Below are 19,110 nucleotides of genomic sequence, written 5' to 3'. Positions count from 1 at the left end.
GCTCGGCGGTGGGGCTGATCTGCCGTCCGCTCTAGCCCATCGGCACGACTCCGCGCGGCAGGATGAGCGGGAGATCGTTGTACGTGACGATGCCGGGTGCGGCGTTGACCACCGCGGGGATCGCGTTGATCGGGGGAGTGGCGGTCATGATGTGGCCGAGCACCATGAACTCCTCCAGCGTCGTGGCCTCGAAGTCCGGTGGCGGCAGGAAGCCGACCTTCATCGTCACCGTCGGCCGGCCGGCCACCTCGATCACCCAGCCATCCTGATCGATCTGCCAATCCGGTTGCAGCGTCTGACCTTTACGCCACCGCAGAGTGAGCTCGACGCGGGTGGTATCCCCGACGATGCCTTTCCAGCTGACGAACACGCCCGCCACACCGCCGGCGGGAATCGTCCACGACCCGAGGTCGAGATCTTCGGTGGTCTGGGCATATTCGGCATCGCAGCGGACCTCGTCGAACTCGATGCCGAGCGCGTCGCCGATCATCCGCACCGCCTCGCCGAAGACTCCGGTGCCGTGGGCGGTCATCGCCGGGAGATCAGGGTGGTCGATGGGCAGACCGAACCCGACCGGCTTCTCGGTCTCCGGCGAATCGTAGAACGTGGTGTCGGCGGCCTCGTTGACGGTGACCTTGTCGACCCGGTCGCAGATGCCGGCCGCCACGACCGCCAGCTGGTTGACATAGCCCGGGCTGATGCCGGAACCGAACATGGTCGAGCCGCCCTTGCGGCAGGCCTCGGCGATCCGGTCCCGGCCCTCGCCCTGGTTGTGTCCGGTGATGAAGGAAGCGGTCGCGACGACGTTGACTCCGGCGGAAAGGATTTCGACGAGCTCGTCGACGTCGATCCACATCGGGTTGTACACCACGACGTCCGGTTTGAGGGCCAGGAGCGCCTGCACGTCATTGGTGGCGGCGATCCCGAGGGGCTCGATGCCGACGAGCTCTCCGACGTCCTTGCCCGCCTTGTCCGGCGACCACGCGTAGCAGCCGACCAGTTCCAGGGTTGGGTTGCGGGCGATGGCCGCCACCGAACTCTTTCCGACGTTTCCTGTCGTCCACTGGACAACCCGGTATGGAGAAGTTTGTGACACCGCAGCGGCTCCCTTTCTCGGTTTCCGGGCAGTTTTCCACGCCCGTGAGAAAAAAGGAAGAGTCGGCGGAGTACGGCGGTCCGAGCAACTAGAATTTCGGGGTGACCTCCGGAAACGCATCGCGCCGCGGGCGGGGCCGGCCACCGCGCATCGATCAACAGCAGATCGTCGCCGCCGCGCGCGCCATTGCGCCGGGCGCGCTGACGATGCAGGCGGTGGCCGATGCTCTCGGGGTCGACCGCACCACGCTGCACTATTACGTCGGTGACCGCGACGGTCTACTCGAGCTGGTGGTTGCCGATCTGTTCGAGACCGAGTTGCGCTCGATCAAGTTGCCCGAGGGGGCGAGCTGGCAGGAGGTCCTGCGGGCCTACGGCAATGCCATCCGTCAGGGTGTGCTCAAGCTCGGAGTGACGGCCACGAGTTTCCGGTTGCGCGGGACCAGCGGCGCTGCCAGCCTCGCGCTGGCCGAACAGGTGCTGCGTGCGTTGACCGACGGTGGGTTCCGGACCGGCGAGGCCGGTCGGATCCTCACTCTGGTGTCCGGGCTTGCCATGTCGGCCGCCCACGATGTGCTGGGGTCGGCGGAGTCGCGGCTGCATCACCAGACGCCCGAGGTGGTGCGCGCCCTCAAAGACCTTCCGTCCGGTGACTTCCCGCTGCTCAGCGGCGTGGTGGCCGCTCGTGGTGTCGACGCGACCGCTGCCGGTGACTTCGACTTCAACCTCGACATCGTGATTGCCGGCCTCGAGCGGCTTCTGGCCGAGTAAGTACCGAATCGTCGGCCCCGCCGGGGTCGAGTACAGTACTCGGCATCCGCTTAGACGGAACTTGAGTTCCGTCTGGGTCAATTTGTGAATAGCAGGTCGGGGAGGCGCAACTGTGTTCCGGTTGCTCAAGAAGGCGTGGATACCGCTCACTTTGGTAGTGGTCGTCGCGCTGGGCGCGTACGCGATTCTTCGGATCCGTGAGTCCAACCATCACGTACCGAGAGCGGCCGATGGTTCGGGCATCACCGCGAACTTCAACCCCAAGCACATCACCTACGAGGTCACCGGATCCGGTGGTACCGCCAATCTCAACTACCTCGATGAGAACGGTCAACCTCATCTCATCGAAAACACGCCGCTGCCTTGGTCATTCACGATCGTGACGACGCTGCCGTCGATGTCGGCCAACATCATGGCCCAGGGTGATCGTGATGTCAGCGACCTCCGGTGCCGGGTGACCGTCGACGGCGAGGTCCGCGACGACCGGGCGAGCACCGACACCGTCAAACCGTTCATCTACTGCTTGGTGAAATCCGTATGAGCAACTCGCACTCGAAGCCGCATCGGCCGTTCATCGGCCACATGGTCCGGATCTTCTCGCTGCCGATCATCCTGTTCTGGGTGCTCGTCGTGGTCGCGCTGGGCGCACTGGTCCCCTCGCTGGACGAAGTCGCCGAAATGCGGCAGGTGCCGTTGAGTCCCACGAACTCGCCGTCGTACCAAGGGATGCTGAACATCGGCAAGGTGTTTCAGCAGTACGACTCGGATTCTTCGGCGATGGTGGTGCTGGAGGGCGACGAGAAGCTCGGCGACGAAGCCCACAAGTTCTACGACCAGATCATCGACAAGCTCGAAGCCGACCACGAGCATGTGCAGAACATCCAGGACTTCTGGAGCGATCCGCTGACCGCCGCGGGCTCACAGAGTGTCGACGGCAAGTCGGCCTACGTGCAGATCTTCCTCAACGGCTCCCAGGGCACCAGCGCCAGCCACGAGTCGGTGGCCGCGGTACGCGACATCGTCGCCTCGGTGCCCGCGCCCCCGGGCATCAAGGCCCACGTCGCCGGCAACACCGTGCTCAACGCCGACACCCAGGTGGCCGGGCATCAAAGTATGGCGACGATGGAGTTGGTCTCGGTCGCCGTCATCGTCATCATGCTGCTGTTCATCTACCGGTCCATCGTGACGATGCTCGTGTCGATGGTCATCATCGGACTGGAGCTCTTTGCGGCACAGGGCATCACCGCCGCCGCGGGCTACGTGAACATCATCGGCCTGACCCCGTACGCGGTGAGCATGGTGACCATGCTGTCGCTGGCCGCGGGTACGGACTACGTGATCTTTTTGCTCGGCCGGTACCACGAGGAGAGATCGAAGGGGCTGGAGAAGGAAGACGCGTTCTACATCGCGTATCACGGTGTCTCACATGTCATCCTGGGTTCCGGGCTGACGATCGCCGGTGCGTGCATGTGCCTGACCATGACGACGCTGCCGTACTTCCAGACCATGGGCCTGCCGTGCGCGATCGCGATCCTGGTGATCATCGCCGCCGCGCTTACGCTGGCTCCGGCAGTGTTGACCGTGGCGTCGAAGTTCGGACTGCTCGATCCCAAGCGGGAACTGTCGACCAGGGGCTGGCGCAAGGTCGGTACATCCGTGGTGCGCTGGCCGATTCCGATCATCTTTGTCACCAGCCTCATTGCCGTCATCGGCTTCGTCAGCCTGCTCACCTATGTGCCGCAGTACAACGACCAGAAATTCACCCCCGCCGACATGCCGGCCAACCTGGCCATGGGCGTCGCCGACCGGCACTTCTCCCAGGCCCGCATGAACCCGGAACTGCTGATGCTCGAGGCCGACCATGATCTCCGCAACCCGGCGGACATGCTGGTCATCGATCGCGTCGCCAAGGGCGTGGTCCACATGCGCGGTATCGAGCGGGTGCAGACCATCACCCGCCCGCTCGGCTCTCCCATCGAGCACAGCTCCATCCCGTTCCTGCTCGGCGCGCAGAACGCCGGCACGCTGCAGGGCGCCAAGTTCAACAACGACAACTCGGCTCAGATGCTCGAGCAGGCTGACGAGATGGCCCGCACCGTCGCCAGCATGGAACGCATGTACACCCTGATGTCCGAGCTGACCGCGACCACCCACAGCATGGTGGGCCGGACTCACGACATGGTGGAAGCCACCAAGGAGATGCGGGACAACCTGGCCAATTTCGACGATTTCTTCCGGCCGCTGCGCAACTACCTGTACTGGGAGCCGCACTGCTTCGACATCCCGATCTGCCAGTCGATGCGGTCGATCTTCGACACCCTGGACGGTATCGACAAGCTGACCGACGAAATGCAGGGTCTGACAGTCGATATGGACCGCATGGACCAGTTGATGCCGCAGATGCTGCCGGTGCTGAGGAGCACCATCGACTCGATGTCACGGATGCGCGACTTCATGATCTCCACCCACAGCGTGATGGCCGGGACTCAGGCTCAGCAGCAGGAACTGGCCAAGGGGGCCACGGAGATCGGCCTGTATTTCGATCAGGCCAAGAACGACGACTTCTTCTACCTACCGCCGGACGTGTTCCAGAACCCCGATTTCGAGCGCGGATTGAAGATGTTCGTGTCGCCGGACGGCCATGCGGTCCGCTACATCATCACCCACCAGGGTGATCCCGCCTCGGTCGAGGGCATCGCCCATGTGCGCGACCTCAAAGACGTTGTGGCCGACGCGGTCAAAGGAACTCCGCTGGCCAACGCGAAGGTCTCGCTGGCCGGTACCGCGTCGATGTACGCCGACATGCAGGACGGCGTCAAGACCGATCTGATGATCGCGATCATCGCGTCGATGATCCTGATCTTCGCGATCATGCTGATCATCACCCGAAGTGTGGTGGCCGCCTTGGTGATCGTGGGCACCGTGGCCGCATCACTGGGCACCGCGTGCGGTTTGTCGGTGCTGCTGTGGCAGGACATCCTCGGACTGGGAGTGCAATGGATCGTGATCCCGTTGTCGATGGTGATCCTGCTGGCGGTGGGTTCGGACTACAACCTGCTGGTGGTCTCCCGGCTCCGGGAGGAGATCCATGCCGGTCTCAACACGGGCATCATCCGCGCCGTCGGCGCCACCGGACGCGTCGTCACCGCGGCCGGACTGGTGTTCGCCTTCACCATGGCGTCGATGATCGTCAGCGATCTGCGGGTGATCGGTCAGCTGGGAACCACGATCGGCATCGGCCTGATCGTCGACACGCTGATCGTGCGCTCGTTCATGACTCCGTCGATCGCCGCGGCGCTGGGCCGCTGGTTCTGGTGGCCGCTCAACACCTTTGAGATCACCAGGCAGGGCCGCCTCGATCGTCGACGTAAAGCGGCGGGCGACAACGCTGACGCCACGGCACCCATCCCGACGACGACGGTGTGACGTGACGGGCGGCCAGGACAATCCGCCGGACGCGGCGTCGAAACTGCGCCGGCGCACCGACGGTCGACTCGACCGGTCCCGCGACCCGGCGATCCTCGATGCGGCGTTGGCTTCCTTGGCAGAGAACGGCTACGTCAACACCAACATGAACGACATCGCCGCGCGGGCCGGGGTGGGGAAGGCGGCGATCTACCGCCGCTGGTCGTCGAAGGCGGCGCTGATCACCGATGCGCTCGTGTACTGGCGACCAGACCTGCTGGACGATGACGCGCCCGATACCGGAAGTCTGCAAGGCGATTTCGACGAACTGGTACGTCGCGCGGTCCGCAACGACGAGGAGCACTTCTCCTACGATCTGGTGCTGCGGGCCGCGGTCGAGGCGACTCACGATCCGCACCTCGCCTCGGCCCTCGACGATCTGATGCTGCTCAAAGGCAGACGAGTGGTGACGGCGATCCTGCGGCAGGCCGCGGCGCGTGGTGAGGTGGCAGCCGACCGGGACTGGTCGCTGGTTGCCGACGTGATGACCGGGATGTGTCTGATGCGAGTGATCAGCGGGCAGAGCATCGACGCGAAGTTCATCCGGGATGTCATCGACACGTTGATCCTGCCCGCGGTGCGTGCATCGAACGGATGATGCGCGCTCAGCGCCGGAAGGCCCGGCGGTAGGCGCTCGGAGTGGTCGCGGTGGTGGTCCGCAACTGGGTCCGCATCGCTGTCACGCTCCCGAAACCGCACTGTGCCGCAATGGCTTCCATGGTGAGGTCGGTGTCTTCCAGTAGTTCGCGCGCACGGGTGACACGTTGGGTGTCCAGCCAGCGTTTGGGTGTGGTCCCGACTTGCTCACCGAAGCGGCGGTTGAAGGTCCGCAGGCTCAGGTGGGATGCCTTGGCCAGGGTCGAAACATCGCCTACTTCCGCCAAATTCTGTGTCGCCCAGGTGAGTACCGGCCCGAGGCCCTCGAGGCCGGCCGGTCTGCGGACGGGCGGAATGAATTGCGCTTGGCCGCCGTCTCGGTGCGGCGCCATCACATTCCAGCGAGCCAGGTCGGCCGCCGCTGCCGCACCCATTTCCCGGCGCACCAGGTGAAGGCAGAGATCCATGCCGGCCGACAGGCCGGCGGAGGTCAGGATGTCGCCGTCGTCGATGTACAAGGCGTCGGGCTGTAGGTCCACCAACGGGAAGAGTCGACGCATGTCGTCGCAGTACTCCCAGTGCGTGGTGGCCCGCCGACCGTCGAGCAGACCCGCAGCCGCGAGCACGAAGGCGCCGACGCAGATGCTTGCGATCACCGCGCCACACTGATGCGCGTCGACGAGGGCCGCGAGGACCTCGTCGGATGGGGCGCCGGTGCGAGGCACGCAGCCGGGCACGATGACGAGGTCTGCGGATGCCAGCGCTTCAAGGCCGTGCGAGACCATGAGGGTGAACCCGTCTGGCGTCTCGACCGGACCTGGCGTCACTCCGCACGTGACCAGTTCGAATCCCCGGGGTGCGCCGGTGCGGTCTGGCCCCCGGCGGAACATCTGCACGGCGCACGTCAGGTCGTAGGTGATCACTCCGTCGAGAGCCAGCGCCGCCACGGTCTTGGTGCCCATCCCATCACTGTGGCACGAATCCGAGCATAGATGGCATTTAGGCCACTCGTGGTGGCTGATCTGACGCATTTCACTAAAGGCATGGCAACGACCGAGTTGGATTGGCAATGGTCGACCCGCAGTGGCGGGGCGTTGACCACCGCTCAGCGACGGGCTCTGCTCAGACCATTGATCCGCGCGCTGCCGGCGATGGTCGGTGACGCCATCAGGACGCGGCGGGGCAGGCGGGGTCAAGGGCGCCTGGACTTCGGTTCGATTCGGTTACCGGACTCGGCGCTGGCCCGAGCCGCCGAGCAGGAGGCGCGGGACGTGTTGAGCCCGCATGTGCTCGAACACAGTTACCGCACATACTTTTTCGGGAAGGCGCTCGCCGATATCGATGGGGTGACGGTGGACGATGAGCTGGTCTACGTCGCCAGCTTGCTACATGATCTGAACCTCGAACAGCCCACCCGCGGCCGGTGCTTCGCGGTGGCCGGTGCGGAGCGGGCCGTGCAATTCGTCAGTGCGCATGGCGGGACGGAGGAACGCGCTCAAGCGGTGGGGGCGGCGATCGCCGCTCACATCACCGTCGGTGTCAGTGAAAACCTTGCCGATGCAGGGGGATTCGTCTCGGCCGGTGCCGGAACCGATGTCTTCGGCTTACGAATGTCGGAGCTGTCCGCTCAGTGGGTCGACGAACTCCTGCTGCGGCACCCGCGGCTCGAATTCAAGCGACATCTGCTCAAGGCGTGGGCGGCCGAAAGTGCGGCGGTCCCGGATGGGCGGGCGGCCTGGATGACCCGTTACGCGGCGTTTCCGCTGCTCATCAGGCTCGCGCCGTATTCGTCCTAGGACGTGCACCACCGTCGGCAACCGGCTGGTGGGTGCCGGGATTGGCAATTTCGCTCTGGTTGCGCCACGATAATCTGAGAACGAAGGTTTCCAGAAAATTGGGGTGGACATGGGGCCGAGTGCGCAGCGACTGTCGCGCAACGAGATGGACCAGCTCGACTGCCGATTCTTCGCCAGGTCGCTGTTGTCGATGGGACACACCATGAGCACGGCCAACGTGATCATGCAGTTGGCCAATCCGGCCGTCGGCTACGGCGTGGCCCGCAGCAAGGTGGAGAACGGGCGCCTGGATCGCCATCCGATCAAGAGGGCACGCACCACGGCTTCATACCTGGCTGTCGCGGTGCTCGGGAATGCCGAAGACCGTCGCCGGTATCGGCAAGCGGTCAACCGTCAACACGCTCAGGTGCGCTCCGACGCGGACAGTCCGGTTGAGTACAACGCGATGGATCCCGAACTCCAACTCTGGGTTGCGGCCTGCCTTTACTTCGGCTGGGAAGACATCTATCAACGGGTTCACGGGCGGCTCGCCGGTGCCGAGCGCGAAGAGTTCTACCAGCAGGGCAAGGTGTGCGGCACGACGCTGCAGATGCCGGCCGAGATGTGGCCGCCGGACCGTGACTCCTTCGCACGCTACTGGGATGCGCAGGTCGGAAAGATTCGGATCAGCGACGAGGTGCGTGAGTTTCTGCTCGGGATCGCCAACTTCGGGTACGCGCACCCGGTGATCCAGAAGCGGTTCGCGCCGGTCAAGTACCGCCGCACCATCGGTTATCTGCCGCCGGCGTTTCGCGAAGCGATGCGCGTGCCGTGGACAGCTGAGGATCAACAGTGGTTCGACGAGTATGTGGCGCGGCACGTCCAAGGAGAACGGAGAAGGCCACTCTGGCTGTCGCAGTTGGGATTCCGGGCCTTGCTCTGGGATGTCCGCATCCGGTACCGACTCGGCCGACCCTTGGTTTGAGGCGCAATGGGGCGCCCGCCGGCCAGCCGGTGTAGATTCGGGGGTGGACCGGATACATCAGCAGGTCAGCCGCCATCGTTCAGAGCTGACACCCTCGATGTCGGCGGTCAGCCGGTGATGAACCGTCGCTTGCTTTCCACTACGTGTGCGGTAGTCGCACCACTCAAGGACAGTCTTATGGAATCGTCCGAACTGTTTTCACACACCGAGCGGCAGGACCCGGTATCGGTGACGCCGAACCTGACCGAACCGTCGGCGGCGCTGATTTTCTCGGATCGGGCGTCGGGCGAGCCCGGGCCTCGCGCCGACGCGCAGTCGTCGTGAATGGTCTCAACGGGACTCGCCGGCTGGCCAGTCCGGTTCGGCTCACCCTCGCCAGGCAATTGGGCGCCGATATCGACGGAGCCTGGTGGCCGCACACCGCGTCGGTGGCAAACGAACTGCCCGAGCTTGTCGGAGTCCTGCATAGCTCGCTCGGGGAAGTTGTTGATATTCGCGTCAACTGGTCAGCTGCCGAGGGACAGCTCGACCTGGACTCGATCGTGACCGGAACCCGGGGACCGACCGGGGTGAAGCTGAGCCGGCCTCGTTTGATGATGGTGGCCGGCCGAGACGCGTGCGTGAAACTCCTTGTCATCCCGTGCCGGACGTCGCCACCCCTGGGCTCGCTGGTGATGCGTCGTGCCGCCGCGATGCCCGTGGAGGAAACGGAGCGGTGCACGCCCGCGTACGACACTGCGGATCGCGTCCTGCGCGTCGCCCACCTCGAATCTGCGCGATGGTTGCGGGCATGAAAAACGGGCTGGTACGGGAATTTATCCGTACCAGCCCGTTATCAGGTCTCAGAGCGGTTTAGAGCGCGGTAACTCCTGTTGCCTGGGGGCCCTTGGCTCCCTGCGTGACCTCGAACTCGACGCGCTGGTTCTCTTCGAGTGACCGGAAACCACCGCCGGTGATCTCGGAGTAGTGGACGAAGACGTCAGGTGCGCCGCCATCCGGGGCGATGAAGCCGAAGCCCTTTTCGCCGTTAAACCATTTCACAGTTCCCTGTGCCATATTTTGCTTCTCTCATTGTTCAATCCGGACGTGCGAAATACGTCCACGCCCAGTATGGCACGTCGAAACGCATTGATCTAAAAAGTATTTGCGCCGGAGAGTTTTCCCGAGGGGCAGCCGAAACATCTCCGCAGGGGAGATCTTGGTGTCGCCGTCGTCCACGTCAGGGCTTCTCGACCGCCGAGAATTGCAGCCCCGCAGCGAAATCGGCGCGTGGCGAAGCGTCAGGCAGCGGCGTCGTGCTTCTCTTTCTTGCCGAACGGCAGCACGTGCATGATGCCCACGACGACGGTGCCGACCACCAGGCCGATGACGGCCGAGGCGGCAGTGTTGGTCAGCCACGCCAGCAGACCGCCGAACGTGCTGCCCACGGCGTGCCGGACTGCCTCCTCGGCGTGGTGAACCAGGCCGTAGAGCGTGTGCCAGCCGAGCGTGTCGGTACCCACCAGCAGGATGTGACCACCGACCCAGAGCATCGCGACGGTGCCGATCGTCGACAGCGCCGCCAGCAGCTTGGGCATCCCGGCGACCAGGCCGCGGCCGATCGTCTGCGACACCCGTGACGTGCGTTGGGCCAGCAGCAGACCGATGTCGTCCATCTTCACGATGCCGGCCACCACGCCGTAGACCGCGGCGGTGATCACCAGCGCGACGACTACCAGAATGATCAGTCGCGGCCAGAACGTCTGATCGGCCACCTCGTTCAGCGCGATCACCATGATCTCGGCGGACAGGATGAAATCGGTGCGGATAGCGCCGGTGATCATGTACTTCTCGGCGTCGCCGCCGACTGCTGTGGTGGGCTGGTCGTCGGCGTGGTGTCCGCCGTGGCCCATGAAGCGGCCCCAGACCTTCTCGGCACCTTCGAAGCACAGGTACGTCGCGCCCAGCATCAGGATCGGAGTCAGCAGAAACGGCGCGAACTGGCTGAGCAGCAACGCCGCGGGCAGGATGAACAGCAGCTTGTTGCGTAGCGAGCCGATCGCGATGCGCTTGATCACCGGCAGCTCACGGTCGGCGGTGATGCCGTGGACGTACTGCGGCGTGACCGCGGTGTCGTCGATCACCACGCCGGCGGCCTTGGCGGTCGCCTTGCCGGTCGCCGCCCCGATGTCGTCGATGGATGCCGCCGCCAGCCGTGCCAGCGCGGCGATGTCGTCGAGCAAACCGAACAGGCCGGCGCTCATACCGTCGTCCCCATGACCCAGAAGGCTACCGGCCCCTACATGCCGATGAGTGACTCGATCCAGCCACGGGCGAAGTACAGGATGAAGCCGACGGCCACGATCCACAGCAGCGGGCTGACCTCACGTGCCTTACCGGCCGCCGACCGCAGCACGGCCCAGGCCACGAAGCCGACACCGATGCCGTTGGCGATCGAATAGCTGAACGCCATGGTGGCCACGGTGAGCACCACCGGCAGGGCCACCGAGAACTCCGTCAAGTCGATGTGGCGCAGCTGCGACACCATCATGGCGCCGACGATCACCAGGGCCGCGGCCGCCACCTCGGTGGGCACGATCGAGGCCAACGGGGCGACGAACATCGCCGCCAGGAACAGCGCACCGGTGATGAGATTGGCGAACCCGGTGCGGGCGCCCTCCTCGATACCGGCGCCGGATTCGATGAAGACCGTGTTCGACGATGCCGAGGAGGACCCGCCGACGACAGCGCCGGCGCCTTCGACGATCAGCGCCGATTTCAGCCGCGGGAAGTTGCCCTGGGCGTCGGACAGCCCAGCCTCCCGGGACAGCCCGGTCATCGTGCCCATGGCGTCGAAGAAGTTGGCGAAGACCAAGGTGAACACCAGCATGATCGCGGCCAGCGCGCCGATGCGACTGAAGCTGCCCATGCTGACCTCACCGACGAGCGACAGGTCAGGAAGCGCGAACGGCGAGCCGGACAGCGTCGGTACCGACAGGCCCCAACCGCCGGGTTTGTCCTGCGCCGATCCGAGGTGCCAGATCGCCTCGACGATCACGGCCACCACGGTGCCGGTGACGAGGCCGATCAGGATGCCGCCGCGGACCTTGCGGGCCACCAGGATGCCGGTGACCAGCAAGGTGAAGACGAAGACGACCGTCGGCACGGTGTTGATCGAGCCGACGCCGCCCGTGCCGAGCCCGACCGGTGGAGACGGCAGCCCGGTCGAGCCGACGAATCCGGCGTCGACCAGTCCGATGAAGAGAATGAACAACCCGATGCCCGCGGTGATCGCCAGTTTGAGTTGCATGGGGACCGCGTCGAACACGAGGCGACGGAATCCGCTGGCCGCCAGCGCCACGATGATCAGGCCGTCGATGACCACCAGACCCATGGCCTCGGGCCAGGTGACGGTGCCCACCACGGTGGTGGCCAGGAACGAGTTGATGCCAAGGCCCGCGGCGAATGCGAACGGCAGTCGCGCGATCACGCCGAACAGGATCGTCATCACGCCCGCCGCCAGGCAGGTGGTGGCCGAAACCTGAGCGAACTGGAGCTTGTTGCCGTCGACGTCGGCGGAGCCGGACAGCACGACGGGGTTCAGCACGATGATGTAGGCCATCGCGATGAAGGTGACCACGCCTCCGCGGATCTCGGAGGGGACCGTCGAGCCACGGGTCGAGATCTCGAAGAAGCGATCGAGTCGATTCATAAGCGATGAGCCTAAGGCGGGAACGTCCTGGTTTCCCGGCGTATCGCCGATGATCCGTGCCGGCGCCATCTCCGGTCGATTCCCGTCGTTCCCGGCGCTATCTGCCGTGAAGTCAATATCGGCCTGCTGAAAGTCAACAGCTGCAAAGAGATTGGCCCCGGAAAACCATTTGACCTCAACTTGGGTTGAGGTGTCATGCTGCGTGCATGACAGTTCGGGACGCTCGGCGCGGTGTGGAAAACCACCGTGAACCTGGGGGTAATCCCCCTGGGGGCCGGGGGCGTCGCCGGATAGTTTCGAGGCGCGGAGTGTCTGAGGCCAGCGATATGAGCAGTGGCAGGAGCGGGGGCCATGCCGATGAGCACGGGTATGCACGTGAACGGCGATGATTGTCTGGCGGCTCGGTTCGAGCGCGATGCGCTGCCGTTGGTGGACCAACTTTTCGCGGCAGCGCGTCGGTATACGCGCAACGTTGCCGATGCCGAAGACCTCGTTCAGGAGACAATGGTCAAGGCGTACGGCAGTTTTCACACCTATCGGGATGGCACGAACATCCGTGCCTGGTTGTTCCGGATCCTGACCAACACCTGGATCAACTCGTATCGCACTGCGCAGCGTCGTCCTCAGGAGGTCTTCGCCGACGAGCTCACGGATGCGCAGCTCGCCGAAGTGGGGCAGCGGTTCCCGCTCGGCGTGGTCTCGGCGGAGCTGGCGGCGCTGGAGTCGATGGGTGACGACGACGTGCGCCAGGCGATGCGGGCGTTGCCGGAGTCGCAGGGCATCGTCGTGTACTACGCCGACGTTGCGGGTTTCCGGTACAAGGAGATTGCCGAGATCCTGCAGATTCCGGTGGGCACGGTGATGTCGCGATTGCATCGAGGGCGCCGTGCGCTGCGTTCGCGGCTGGTCGAAATGGCGGTTGCCCGAGGCTATCTCGATCGCCCGTCCCGCAACGGCACCGCGGCCTAGCGTCCGCGCCGGCGCGGGATGCGGCGCGGCCGTACAGGTAACCGACAGCTGTTTCCCAGACTTGAGGCCGCGGCTGCGGCCCCGGTCGCAGCGGTGTAATGTTCCGTCCCGCTGTACATAGTTATTCGAACTAATTCGCCGATCGCCGGGGCGCCTTCGCTATTGGCGGGTTCGGGTAATCGTCGGGAGGTACCGGTGAGTCCTGGTCGGGTTGCTCGTCGTGTGTTGAAACACGCGTGGATTCCATTGGTTCTGGTGGTCGTGCTCGCGGTGTCGGGTCTGGTGGTCTCACGCCTGCACCGGATGTTCGGGTCCGAGGATCTCAACGCGAATGCCGGTGCCGGCATCGAGATCGTCCAGTTCAATCCGAAGGTCCTGGTGTACGACGTGTACGGGCCGCCCGGGTCGACCGCTCAGATCAGCTATTTCGACCCGGACGCCAAGGTGCATTCGGTGACCGCACCGCTGCCGTGGTCGATCACCTTGTCGACCACGTTGCCGACGGTCAGCGCCAACCTCATGGCATTGGGCGACGGGAATGAGATCGGCTGTCGCGTCACCGTGAACGGCACTGTCCGCGAAGAACAATCAGCCAACGGCGTCAAGCCCCAGACCTACTGCCTGGTGAAGTCCGCATGACCAATTCCGCTCACGCACACCCCAAGCGACCGTTCATCGCCCACAGCCTGCGCGTCCTGGCGATTCCGGTGATCCTGTTCTGGATCGCATTCGCCGTCGTCGTCAATCTGATCGCGCCCCAGTTGGAGATCGTCGGCGAGGAGCACTCGGCGCCGATGGCACCCGAGGACGCGCCCTCGATGATCGCGATGAAGCGCATGGGCTCGAACTTCGGTGAGTTCGATTCCAACAGCACCGTGATGATCGTGGTGGAGGGTGACCGGGCACTGGGTCCCGACGCGCACCGGTACTACGACGAGATCATCCGCAAACTGCGTGAGGATCCCGAGCACGTCCAGCACATCCAGGACTTCTGGGGGGACACCCTGACAGCGGCCGGCGCGCAGAGCGCCGACGGCAAAGCGTCGTACGTGATGCTGAACCTGGCCGGTGAGCAGGGGCAAACGCTGGCCAACGAAGGTGTCGAGAAGGTCCGCGAGGTCATCAGGGACACCGCTGCTCCGCCCGGGGTGCGAGCGTATGTCGCCGGACCAGCGGCGCTGACCGACGACATGCACGTCATCGGCAACGCCAGCCTGGGCAAGATCACGCTGTTCACCCTGATCGCCATCGCGGTGATGCTGCTGATCGTCTACCGGTCGATTCGCACCACACTCATCCAGTTGGTGCTCACCGGCGTCGGGCTTTTGGCCTCCCGAGGAGTGGTGTCGGTTCTGGCCGAGAACGGCGTGTTCGGGCTGACCACCTTCGCCGGCAACATCCTCACGATGCTGGCGATCGCGGCGGCCACCGACTACGGCATCTTCCTGTTCGGTCGTTACCGGGAGGCGCGCAGCGCGGGAGAAGACCGGGAAGCCGCGTACTACACGACCTTTCGATCGGTGTCCCCGGTCATCATCGGTTCCGGTCTGACGATCGCCGGGGCGACGTACTGCCTCAGTTTCGCCCGGCTGCCGTACTTCAGCACCATGGGTGCCCCCGTGGCGATCGGCATGCTGGTGGTCATCGCGTCCGCGGTCACCATGGGCCCGGCCGTGCTGTTCCTGGGCAGCAAGGTGGGACTGTACGAGGCCAAGAAGGCCACCAAGGGCCGGTTCTGGTACAAGGTCGGCACGGCCGTGGTCCGTTGGCCCGCACCGATTCTGGTGGCCAGCTCGTTCGTCGTACTCATCGGCGTCGTGGCCGTCCCCGGCTACAAGGCCGCCTACAACGACCGCTGGTACCTGCCCGGTGAGGCGCCGGTCAACGTCGGGTTCGCCGCCGCCGACCGGCATTTCAGCCAAGCCCGGATGAATCCCGACATCCTCATGGTCGAGTCGACTCACGACATGCGCAACCCGGCCGACATGCTGGTGCTGGACCGCGTCGCGAAGAACGTGCTGCGCACCGAGGGCATCGCGATGGTGCAGAGCATCACCCGCCCGCTGGGAATTCCCATCCAGCACAGCTCGATTCCCTTCCAGACCGCCATCCAGGGACAGACCAGCAACCTGAACCTGCCATTCCAGCGGGAGCAGTTGGCCGATCAGCTCAGGATGATCGACGCGACCAACGTCTCGATCTCCATCCTGGAGCAGCAGTATCAGCTGTCCCTCCAGCAGACCAGGCTCACGCAGGACTCGGCGGCCAAGTCGCAGGAGCTCCTCGAGGTCACCAAGAAGATGCGGGACAACATCGCGAACTTCGATGACCAGTTCCGGCCCATGCGCAACTACTTCTACTGGGAGCCGCACTGCTTCGACATTCCGATGTGCTCGGCGGCGCGATCGGTCTTCGATGCGCTCGACGGGATCGACGAGTTGACCGACAAGACCTCCTCGGTCCAGGTCAACACCGACCAGTTGGCCGACCTGGCACCGAAACTGACTGCACTGCTTCCTCAGACGATCGCGTCGATGAAGACCAGCCGAGACCTGTCGCTGGCGTCGTACAACTCGCAGAAGGCGCTGCTGGACCAGATGCAGGCAATGAACGACACCGCGCTGGCGATGGGCGAGAGCTTCGACCAGGCCAAGAACGACGACCTGTTCTATCTTCCGCCGGAGGCGTTCACGAACCCCGACTTCGAGCGCGGTCTGAAGATGTTCCTCTCACCCGACGGGAAGTCGGCGCGGATGTTCATCACGCACCAGACCGATCCGGCGACGCCCGAGGGTATCGGGCGGGTCAACGCCGAACGCACTGCCGCGCAGGAGGGCCTGAAGATGTCCTCGCTGTCCGACGCCAAGATCTACCTCGGCGGCGTCGCGGCCACCTACAAGGACATGAGCGACGGAGCCCGCTACGACCTGATGATCGCGGTGGTGTCGGCACTGACCCTGATCTTCATCATCATGCTCATCCTGACCCGGAGCGCGGTGGCGGCACTGGTGATCGTCGGCACGGCGGCCAGCTCGATCGCGGCGTCGTTCGGTATCTCAGTGTTGTTGTGGCAGGACCTGTTCGGCATCCATGTCCACTGGCTGGTCATGTTGATGTCGGTGATCATCCTGCTGGCGGTCGGCTCGGACTACAACCTGCTGCTGGTCTCCCGGTTCAAAGAGGAGATCCATGCGGGCCTCAAGACCGGCATCATCCGCTCGATGGGCGGCACCGGTGGCGTGGTGACCTCGGCGGGCATGGTGTTCGCGGCGACCATGGCGGCCATGCTGGGCAGTGACCTCGTCGTGCTGGCTCAGATGGGGTCGACGATCGCGATCGGCCTGCTGCTGGACACCCTCATCGTGCGCTCGCTGCTGATGCCGTCGATCGCCACCCTGCTGGGTCGGTGGTTCTGGTGGCCGCAGGTGGTGTATCCCCGTGGGGACAACCACTTCCGCAAGCCCGCACCGCGACGTGCACCCCGTGCGGATGACGACGACACGGCCGCCCTGCCGGTGACTACGGGTTAGTGCTCTTCCACTGCCGGTAGGCATCGGGCAGGCAGACGGCACACGGGCGGTAACCCGCTGACATCGCCGTCTGCGCGTCGGCGAAGAAAACCCGTTGGCTGACGTAGCCGCCGGCCGCGATGGCCCGCAGGGCCGACGGGCAGTCGAGCCGCCCGTAGATCCTGCTGCGGCGATGTCCTCCAACGGTTCCCGGTCTGGTGCTGGGATGGGGGCGACCGTCGGCGCCGATCAGCGTGTATGTCACGCCGCGTCGTGGAAGACCAGGCCGAGGGTGTACCTCGTCCCGGAGCGGACGGTGGAGACTCCGTGCCGGATGGCCGCCGCCGACCAGCCCCGAACCGACTTGGCCGGCCGGTCGCGGGTGGTGAACACCAGGCCGTGCCCGTGTGGGATGACGATGGCGGTGCCGCGTGATTGCGCACGGGCCCGTTGTTCGTAGAGCAGGAACTCGCCGCCGGTGTAGTCGACCTCCGGCTCGGTCAGGTTGACCACCACCTGCAGCGGGAAGATCAGGTCGCCATAGAGGTCGCGGTGCAGCGCATTCCAGTCGCCGGCACCGTATTCAAGCAGGATCGCCGTGGTCTTGGTCTGGCCGGCCGCATGGCACATCCGCAGCCAGTCGCCGAAATCGTCCGGCCACGGCGCCTCCCGGCCGAGCCGCGCCCACCAGGTGCGGGCGATCGGCAGCAGGTGCGGATACAACGCCTGCTTCAGCGCCGTCACGGCCGGCGGATAGGGCTGCCGGAAGTAGCGGTACTGACCCTCGCCGAACCGGTAGCGGCCCATGTCGATCGTTGAGCGGAACCGAGACTCGTCGGGATAGAGCGCCACGATGTCGGCGGCATCCGAGGGGGTCAGCAGCGGCCCGGTCAACGCGCACCCCGTGGTGTCGAGCTCGTCGCCCACGCGGCTCCAATCGGTGGCGTCCACCCGCTGCTGCCACGACGTCATGCCGCGGCCTCCAGATCCAGGAGCAGGCGCTTGGCCGCAGCACCGCCGAGGTAGCCACCCATGGCGCCGTCGCTGCGGACCACGCGATGGCACGGGATAACCACGGGCAGAGGGTTTTTCGCGCACGCCGTGCCCACTGCGCGCACCGCTTTGGGGCTGCCCGCCAGGGCCGCGACGGCGGCGTAACTGGCGGTGTTCCCATAGTCGATCTCGGGCAGGTGATGCAGCACCGTGCCCCGGAAACCGGCTACCAGCCGCCAGTCCAATGGCAGATCGAACGTGCGCCGGACCCGGCTGAAATACTCGTCGAGCTCACGGGCGGCCGTGTCGAGACGGGCCGGTGCGTGCAGGACGCGCGGGCTCACCTTCTCGGCGAGGTGCTGCAGCACGCTGTCGTGGTCTTCGATGGCATAGGCGACGCGGAGCAGGCCGTGCTCGGTGGCGGCCAGCAGCAGCGGCCCCACCGGGCTGTCGACGGTGCGGTACGCGATGTCGAGGAGACCGTCGCGCTGCGCTGCGGCCGCCAGCCGGTTGTGCAGCTCGGCCAGCTTGTCGGGGCCGGCTTCGGTGGCGAGCGTGAGGTTGCGAATGATGCTGTCGTTACTCATGGTTCTCTCCCTTCGCGGGCGCGTTGTCCTCGGTGAGTCCGCCGAGGTAAGTGCGTCGTAGCGTGGCGATACCGTCGCTGGAGGCGCGGCGTGCTGCCGCGGCGGTGCTGCCGACGATGTCGGCGATCTCGCTGTAGGGCAGGTCGGCGAGGTAGTGGTAGGTGACGGCGTGTTTCTGTTTGGGCGGCAGCTGATCCACCGCGGCGGCCAGGTCTTCGAATACCTCGGGAGGCGGCGGCCCGGGTCTTTCCGGGACGACGTCGGTGGGGATCGGTTGACGGGTCCTGGTCCGGGTGAGGTCGATGGCCTTGCGGTGGGCGATGGTGACAAGCCAGGCCTCGACATTGGCGTCGGCCGGCAGGTCAGGGTAGGCCTTCAGCGCCGCCAGGAATGTTTCCGACCAGGCGTCGTCGGCATCGTGCGCGCCGACGACGGCGCAACAGACCCGAAAGACGGTGGGACCGTGGTTGCGCACCACGGTCTCAAACGGCGGTTTGGCTTTCACACTCTGTAGACGCTCCGAGACCGAACTTTGTGAGATGTCCATCGTGAGTGATTTCTGCCGGCGGCGTCAGAGGATTGCGTCCGTGATCAGGGCGACGTAACGACGCTAGCGGTCGCCAAGGAGATCTTCGGCGCCTTTACAAATGAGTCTCGAAGTGTCACGGTGTCC

Annotated in this window: 20 protein-coding genes; 11 read left to right on the top strand and 9 right to left on the bottom strand. The window is 65.2% G+C overall.

Features of this window, described 5'->3' with window-relative positions; translation table 11 throughout:
• Positions 1–31: 31 nt before the first annotated feature.
• Positions 32–1,096, bottom strand: a complete 1,065-nt coding sequence (locus BN2156_RS18055; RefSeq protein WP_090516377.1) for an NAD(P)H-dependent amine dehydrogenase family protein — start codon at positions 1,094–1,096, stop codon at positions 32–34.
• Between the two features lie 101 nt (positions 1,097–1,197).
• On the opposite strand from BN2156_RS18055, the gene BN2156_RS18050 reads away from it, so the two are divergent.
• The 4 genes from BN2156_RS18050 (at position 1,198) to BN2156_RS18035 (ending at position 5,929) form a co-directional block, all read left to right on the top strand.
• Positions 1,198–1,866: a TetR/AcrR family transcriptional regulator C-terminal domain-containing protein gene (locus BN2156_RS18050; protein WP_090516376.1), complete on the top strand. Its 669-nt coding sequence runs from the start codon at positions 1,198–1,200 to the stop codon at positions 1,864–1,866.
• 112 nt (positions 1,867–1,978) lie between these two features.
• Positions 1,979–2,407: an MmpS family transport accessory protein gene (locus tag BN2156_RS18045; protein ID WP_090516375.1), complete on the top strand. Its 429-nt coding sequence runs from the start codon at positions 1,979–1,981 to the stop codon at positions 2,405–2,407.
• Positions 2,404–5,292: an MMPL/RND family transporter gene (locus BN2156_RS18040; protein WP_090516374.1), complete on the top strand. Its 2,889-nt coding sequence runs from the start codon at positions 2,404–2,406 to the stop codon at positions 5,290–5,292. Before BN2156_RS18045 ends, BN2156_RS18040 begins: the two co-directional genes overlap by 4 nt.
• A gap of 1 nt (position 5,293) precedes the next feature.
• Complete coding sequence (locus tag BN2156_RS18035; protein WP_090516373.1) at positions 5,294–5,929, top strand: TetR/AcrR family transcriptional regulator; 636 nt, start codon at positions 5,294–5,296, stop codon at positions 5,927–5,929.
• Positions 5,930–5,936: 7 nt separating this feature from the next.
• Here the strand turns inward: BN2156_RS18035 and BN2156_RS18030 are convergent, their stop codons facing one another.
• Entirely contained in the window at positions 5,937–6,890 is a 954-nt protein-coding gene (locus tag BN2156_RS18030; RefSeq protein WP_090516372.1) for a GlxA family transcriptional regulator, read from the bottom strand.
• A 30-nt stretch (positions 6,891–6,920) separates the two neighbouring features.
• Here BN2156_RS18030 and BN2156_RS18025 point away from each other — a divergent pair, with 30 nt between their 5' ends.
• The 4 genes from BN2156_RS18025 to BN2156_RS18015 all read left to right on the top strand — a co-directional run bounded on the left by BN2156_RS18025 (position 6,921) and on the right by BN2156_RS18015 (position 9,482).
• Positions 6,921–7,724 (top strand): HD domain-containing protein, encoded by an 804-nt coding sequence (locus BN2156_RS18025; RefSeq protein WP_090516371.1) that lies wholly within the window; start codon positions 6,921–6,923, stop codon positions 7,722–7,724.
• Positions 7,725–7,833: 109 nt separating this feature from the next.
• Positions 7,834–8,688, top strand: a complete 855-nt coding sequence (locus BN2156_RS18020; protein ID WP_235625396.1) for an oxygenase MpaB family protein — start codon at positions 7,834–7,836, stop codon at positions 8,686–8,688.
• A 177-nt stretch (positions 8,689–8,865) separates the two neighbouring features.
• The gene (locus tag BN2156_RS30725; protein ID WP_159402852.1) at positions 8,866–9,012 is read left to right on the top strand and encodes a hypothetical protein; all 147 of its coding nucleotides are present in this window, start codon (positions 8,866–8,868) and stop codon (positions 9,010–9,012) included.
• Positions 9,009–9,482: a DUF5994 family protein gene (locus BN2156_RS18015; protein WP_090516370.1), complete on the top strand. Its 474-nt coding sequence runs from the start codon at positions 9,009–9,011 to the stop codon at positions 9,480–9,482. The genes BN2156_RS30725 and BN2156_RS18015 overlap by 4 nt, the downstream gene beginning before the upstream one ends.
• A gap of 58 nt (positions 9,483–9,540) precedes the next feature.
• Here BN2156_RS18015 and BN2156_RS18010 read toward each other — a convergent pair whose 3' ends face one another.
• From BN2156_RS18010 to BN2156_RS18000, 3 genes are all read right to left on the bottom strand, one after another.
• Positions 9,541–9,744, bottom strand: coding sequence for a cold-shock protein (locus BN2156_RS18010; protein ID WP_090516369.1), 204 nt, complete (start codon positions 9,742–9,744; stop codon positions 9,541–9,543).
• Positions 9,745–9,968: 224 nt separating this feature from the next.
• A complete protein-coding gene (locus BN2156_RS18005; protein WP_090516368.1) occupies positions 9,969–10,931 on the bottom strand; it encodes a DUF808 domain-containing protein in 963 nt (320 codons plus the stop codon).
• Positions 10,932–10,966: 35 nt separating this feature from the next.
• Positions 10,967–12,379: an NCS2 family permease gene (locus BN2156_RS18000; RefSeq protein ID WP_090516367.1), complete on the bottom strand. Its 1,413-nt coding sequence runs from the start codon at positions 12,377–12,379 to the stop codon at positions 10,967–10,969.
• A gap of 351 nt (positions 12,380–12,730) precedes the next feature.
• Between BN2156_RS18000 and BN2156_RS17995 the strand changes: the two genes are divergently transcribed.
• The 3 genes from BN2156_RS17995 (at position 12,731) to BN2156_RS17985 (ending at position 16,878) form a co-directional block, all read left to right on the top strand.
• Positions 12,731–13,348 carry a sigma-70 family RNA polymerase sigma factor gene (locus BN2156_RS17995; RefSeq protein ID WP_235625395.1) on the top strand — a complete coding sequence of 206 codons (618 nt, stop codon included), beginning with the start codon at positions 12,731–12,733 and terminating at the stop codon, positions 13,346–13,348.
• A gap of 222 nt (positions 13,349–13,570) precedes the next feature.
• Positions 13,571–13,987 (top strand): MmpS family transport accessory protein, encoded by a 417-nt coding sequence (locus BN2156_RS17990; RefSeq protein ID WP_090516366.1) that lies wholly within the window; start codon positions 13,571–13,573, stop codon positions 13,985–13,987.
• Positions 13,984–16,878, top strand: a complete 2,895-nt coding sequence (locus BN2156_RS17985; protein ID WP_090516365.1) for an MMPL/RND family transporter — start codon at positions 13,984–13,986, stop codon at positions 16,876–16,878. Before BN2156_RS17990 ends, BN2156_RS17985 begins: the two co-directional genes overlap by 4 nt.
• Here BN2156_RS17985 and BN2156_RS17980 read toward each other — a convergent pair.
• The 4 genes from BN2156_RS17980 to BN2156_RS17965 are packed head-to-tail and all read right to left on the bottom strand — an operon-like array spanning position 16,868 to position 18,942.
• Positions 16,868–17,122: an Ada metal-binding domain-containing protein gene (locus BN2156_RS17980; protein ID WP_090516364.1), complete on the bottom strand. Its 255-nt coding sequence runs from the start codon at positions 17,120–17,122 to the stop codon at positions 16,868–16,870. The two genes, BN2156_RS17985 and BN2156_RS17980, sit on opposite strands and share 11 nt — an antisense overlap.
• Complete coding sequence (locus tag BN2156_RS17975) at positions 17,119–17,829, bottom strand: 2OG-Fe(II) oxygenase (protein ID WP_090516363.1); 711 nt, start codon at positions 17,827–17,829, stop codon at positions 17,119–17,121. The genes BN2156_RS17980 and BN2156_RS17975 overlap by 4 nt, the downstream gene beginning before the upstream one ends.
• Positions 17,826–18,437, bottom strand: coding sequence for a methylated-DNA--[protein]-cysteine S-methyltransferase (locus BN2156_RS17970; protein WP_090516362.1), 612 nt, complete (start codon positions 18,435–18,437; stop codon positions 17,826–17,828). The genes BN2156_RS17975 and BN2156_RS17970 overlap by 4 nt, the downstream gene beginning before the upstream one ends.
• Positions 18,430–18,942 (bottom strand): RNA polymerase sigma factor, encoded by a 513-nt coding sequence (locus BN2156_RS17965; protein WP_235625394.1) that lies wholly within the window; start codon positions 18,940–18,942, stop codon positions 18,430–18,432. The genes BN2156_RS17970 and BN2156_RS17965 overlap by 8 nt, the downstream gene beginning before the upstream one ends.
• Positions 18,943–19,110: the final 168 nt, after the last annotated feature.

Source organism: Mycolicibacterium neworleansense, assembly GCF_001245615.1.
Classification (GTDB): Bacteria; Actinomycetota; Actinomycetes; order Mycobacteriales; family Mycobacteriaceae; genus Mycobacterium; species Mycobacterium neworleansense.
The sequence above is the reverse complement of the archived record's forward strand: the minus strand, read 5'-3'. Positions and strand labels throughout refer to the sequence as shown.

Excerpts from the sequence above, each read along its gene's own strand:
- BN2156_RS18010 (WP_090516369.1), bottom strand. The coding sequence starts at position 9,744 with ATGGCACAGGGAACTGTGAAATGGTTTAACGGCGAAAAGGGCTTCGGC.
- BN2156_RS18020 (WP_235625396.1), top strand. The coding sequence starts at position 7,834 with ATGGGGCCGAGTGCGCAGCGACTGTCGCGCAACGAGATGGACCAGCTC.
- BN2156_RS18000 (WP_090516367.1), bottom strand. The coding sequence starts at position 12,379 with ATGAATCGACTCGATCGCTTCTTCGAGATCTCGACCCGTGGCTCGACG.
- BN2156_RS18005 (WP_090516368.1), bottom strand. The coding sequence starts at position 10,931 with ATGAGCGCCGGCCTGTTCGGTTTGCTCGACGACATCGCCGCGCTGGCA.
- BN2156_RS30725 (WP_159402852.1), top strand. The coding sequence starts at position 8,866 with ATGGAATCGTCCGAACTGTTTTCACACACCGAGCGGCAGGACCCGGTA.
- BN2156_RS18040 (WP_090516374.1), top strand. The coding sequence starts at position 2,404 with ATGAGCAACTCGCACTCGAAGCCGCATCGGCCGTTCATCGGCCACATG.
- BN2156_RS17970 (WP_090516362.1), bottom strand. The coding sequence starts at position 18,437 with ATGAGTAACGACAGCATCATTCGCAACCTCACGCTCGCCACCGAAGCC.
- BN2156_RS18025 (WP_090516371.1), top strand. The coding sequence starts at position 6,921 with ATGGCATTTAGGCCACTCGTGGTGGCTGATCTGACGCATTTCACTAAA.
- BN2156_RS18030 (WP_090516372.1), bottom strand. The coding sequence starts at position 6,890 with ATGGGCACCAAGACCGTGGCGGCGCTGGCTCTCGACGGAGTGATCACC.
- BN2156_RS17995 (WP_235625395.1), top strand. The coding sequence starts at position 12,731 with ATGCCGATGAGCACGGGTATGCACGTGAACGGCGATGATTGTCTGGCG.
- BN2156_RS17985 (WP_090516365.1), top strand. The coding sequence starts at position 13,984 with ATGACCAATTCCGCTCACGCACACCCCAAGCGACCGTTCATCGCCCAC.
- BN2156_RS17975 (WP_090516363.1), bottom strand. The coding sequence starts at position 17,829 with ATGACGTCGTGGCAGCAGCGGGTGGACGCCACCGATTGGAGCCGCGTG.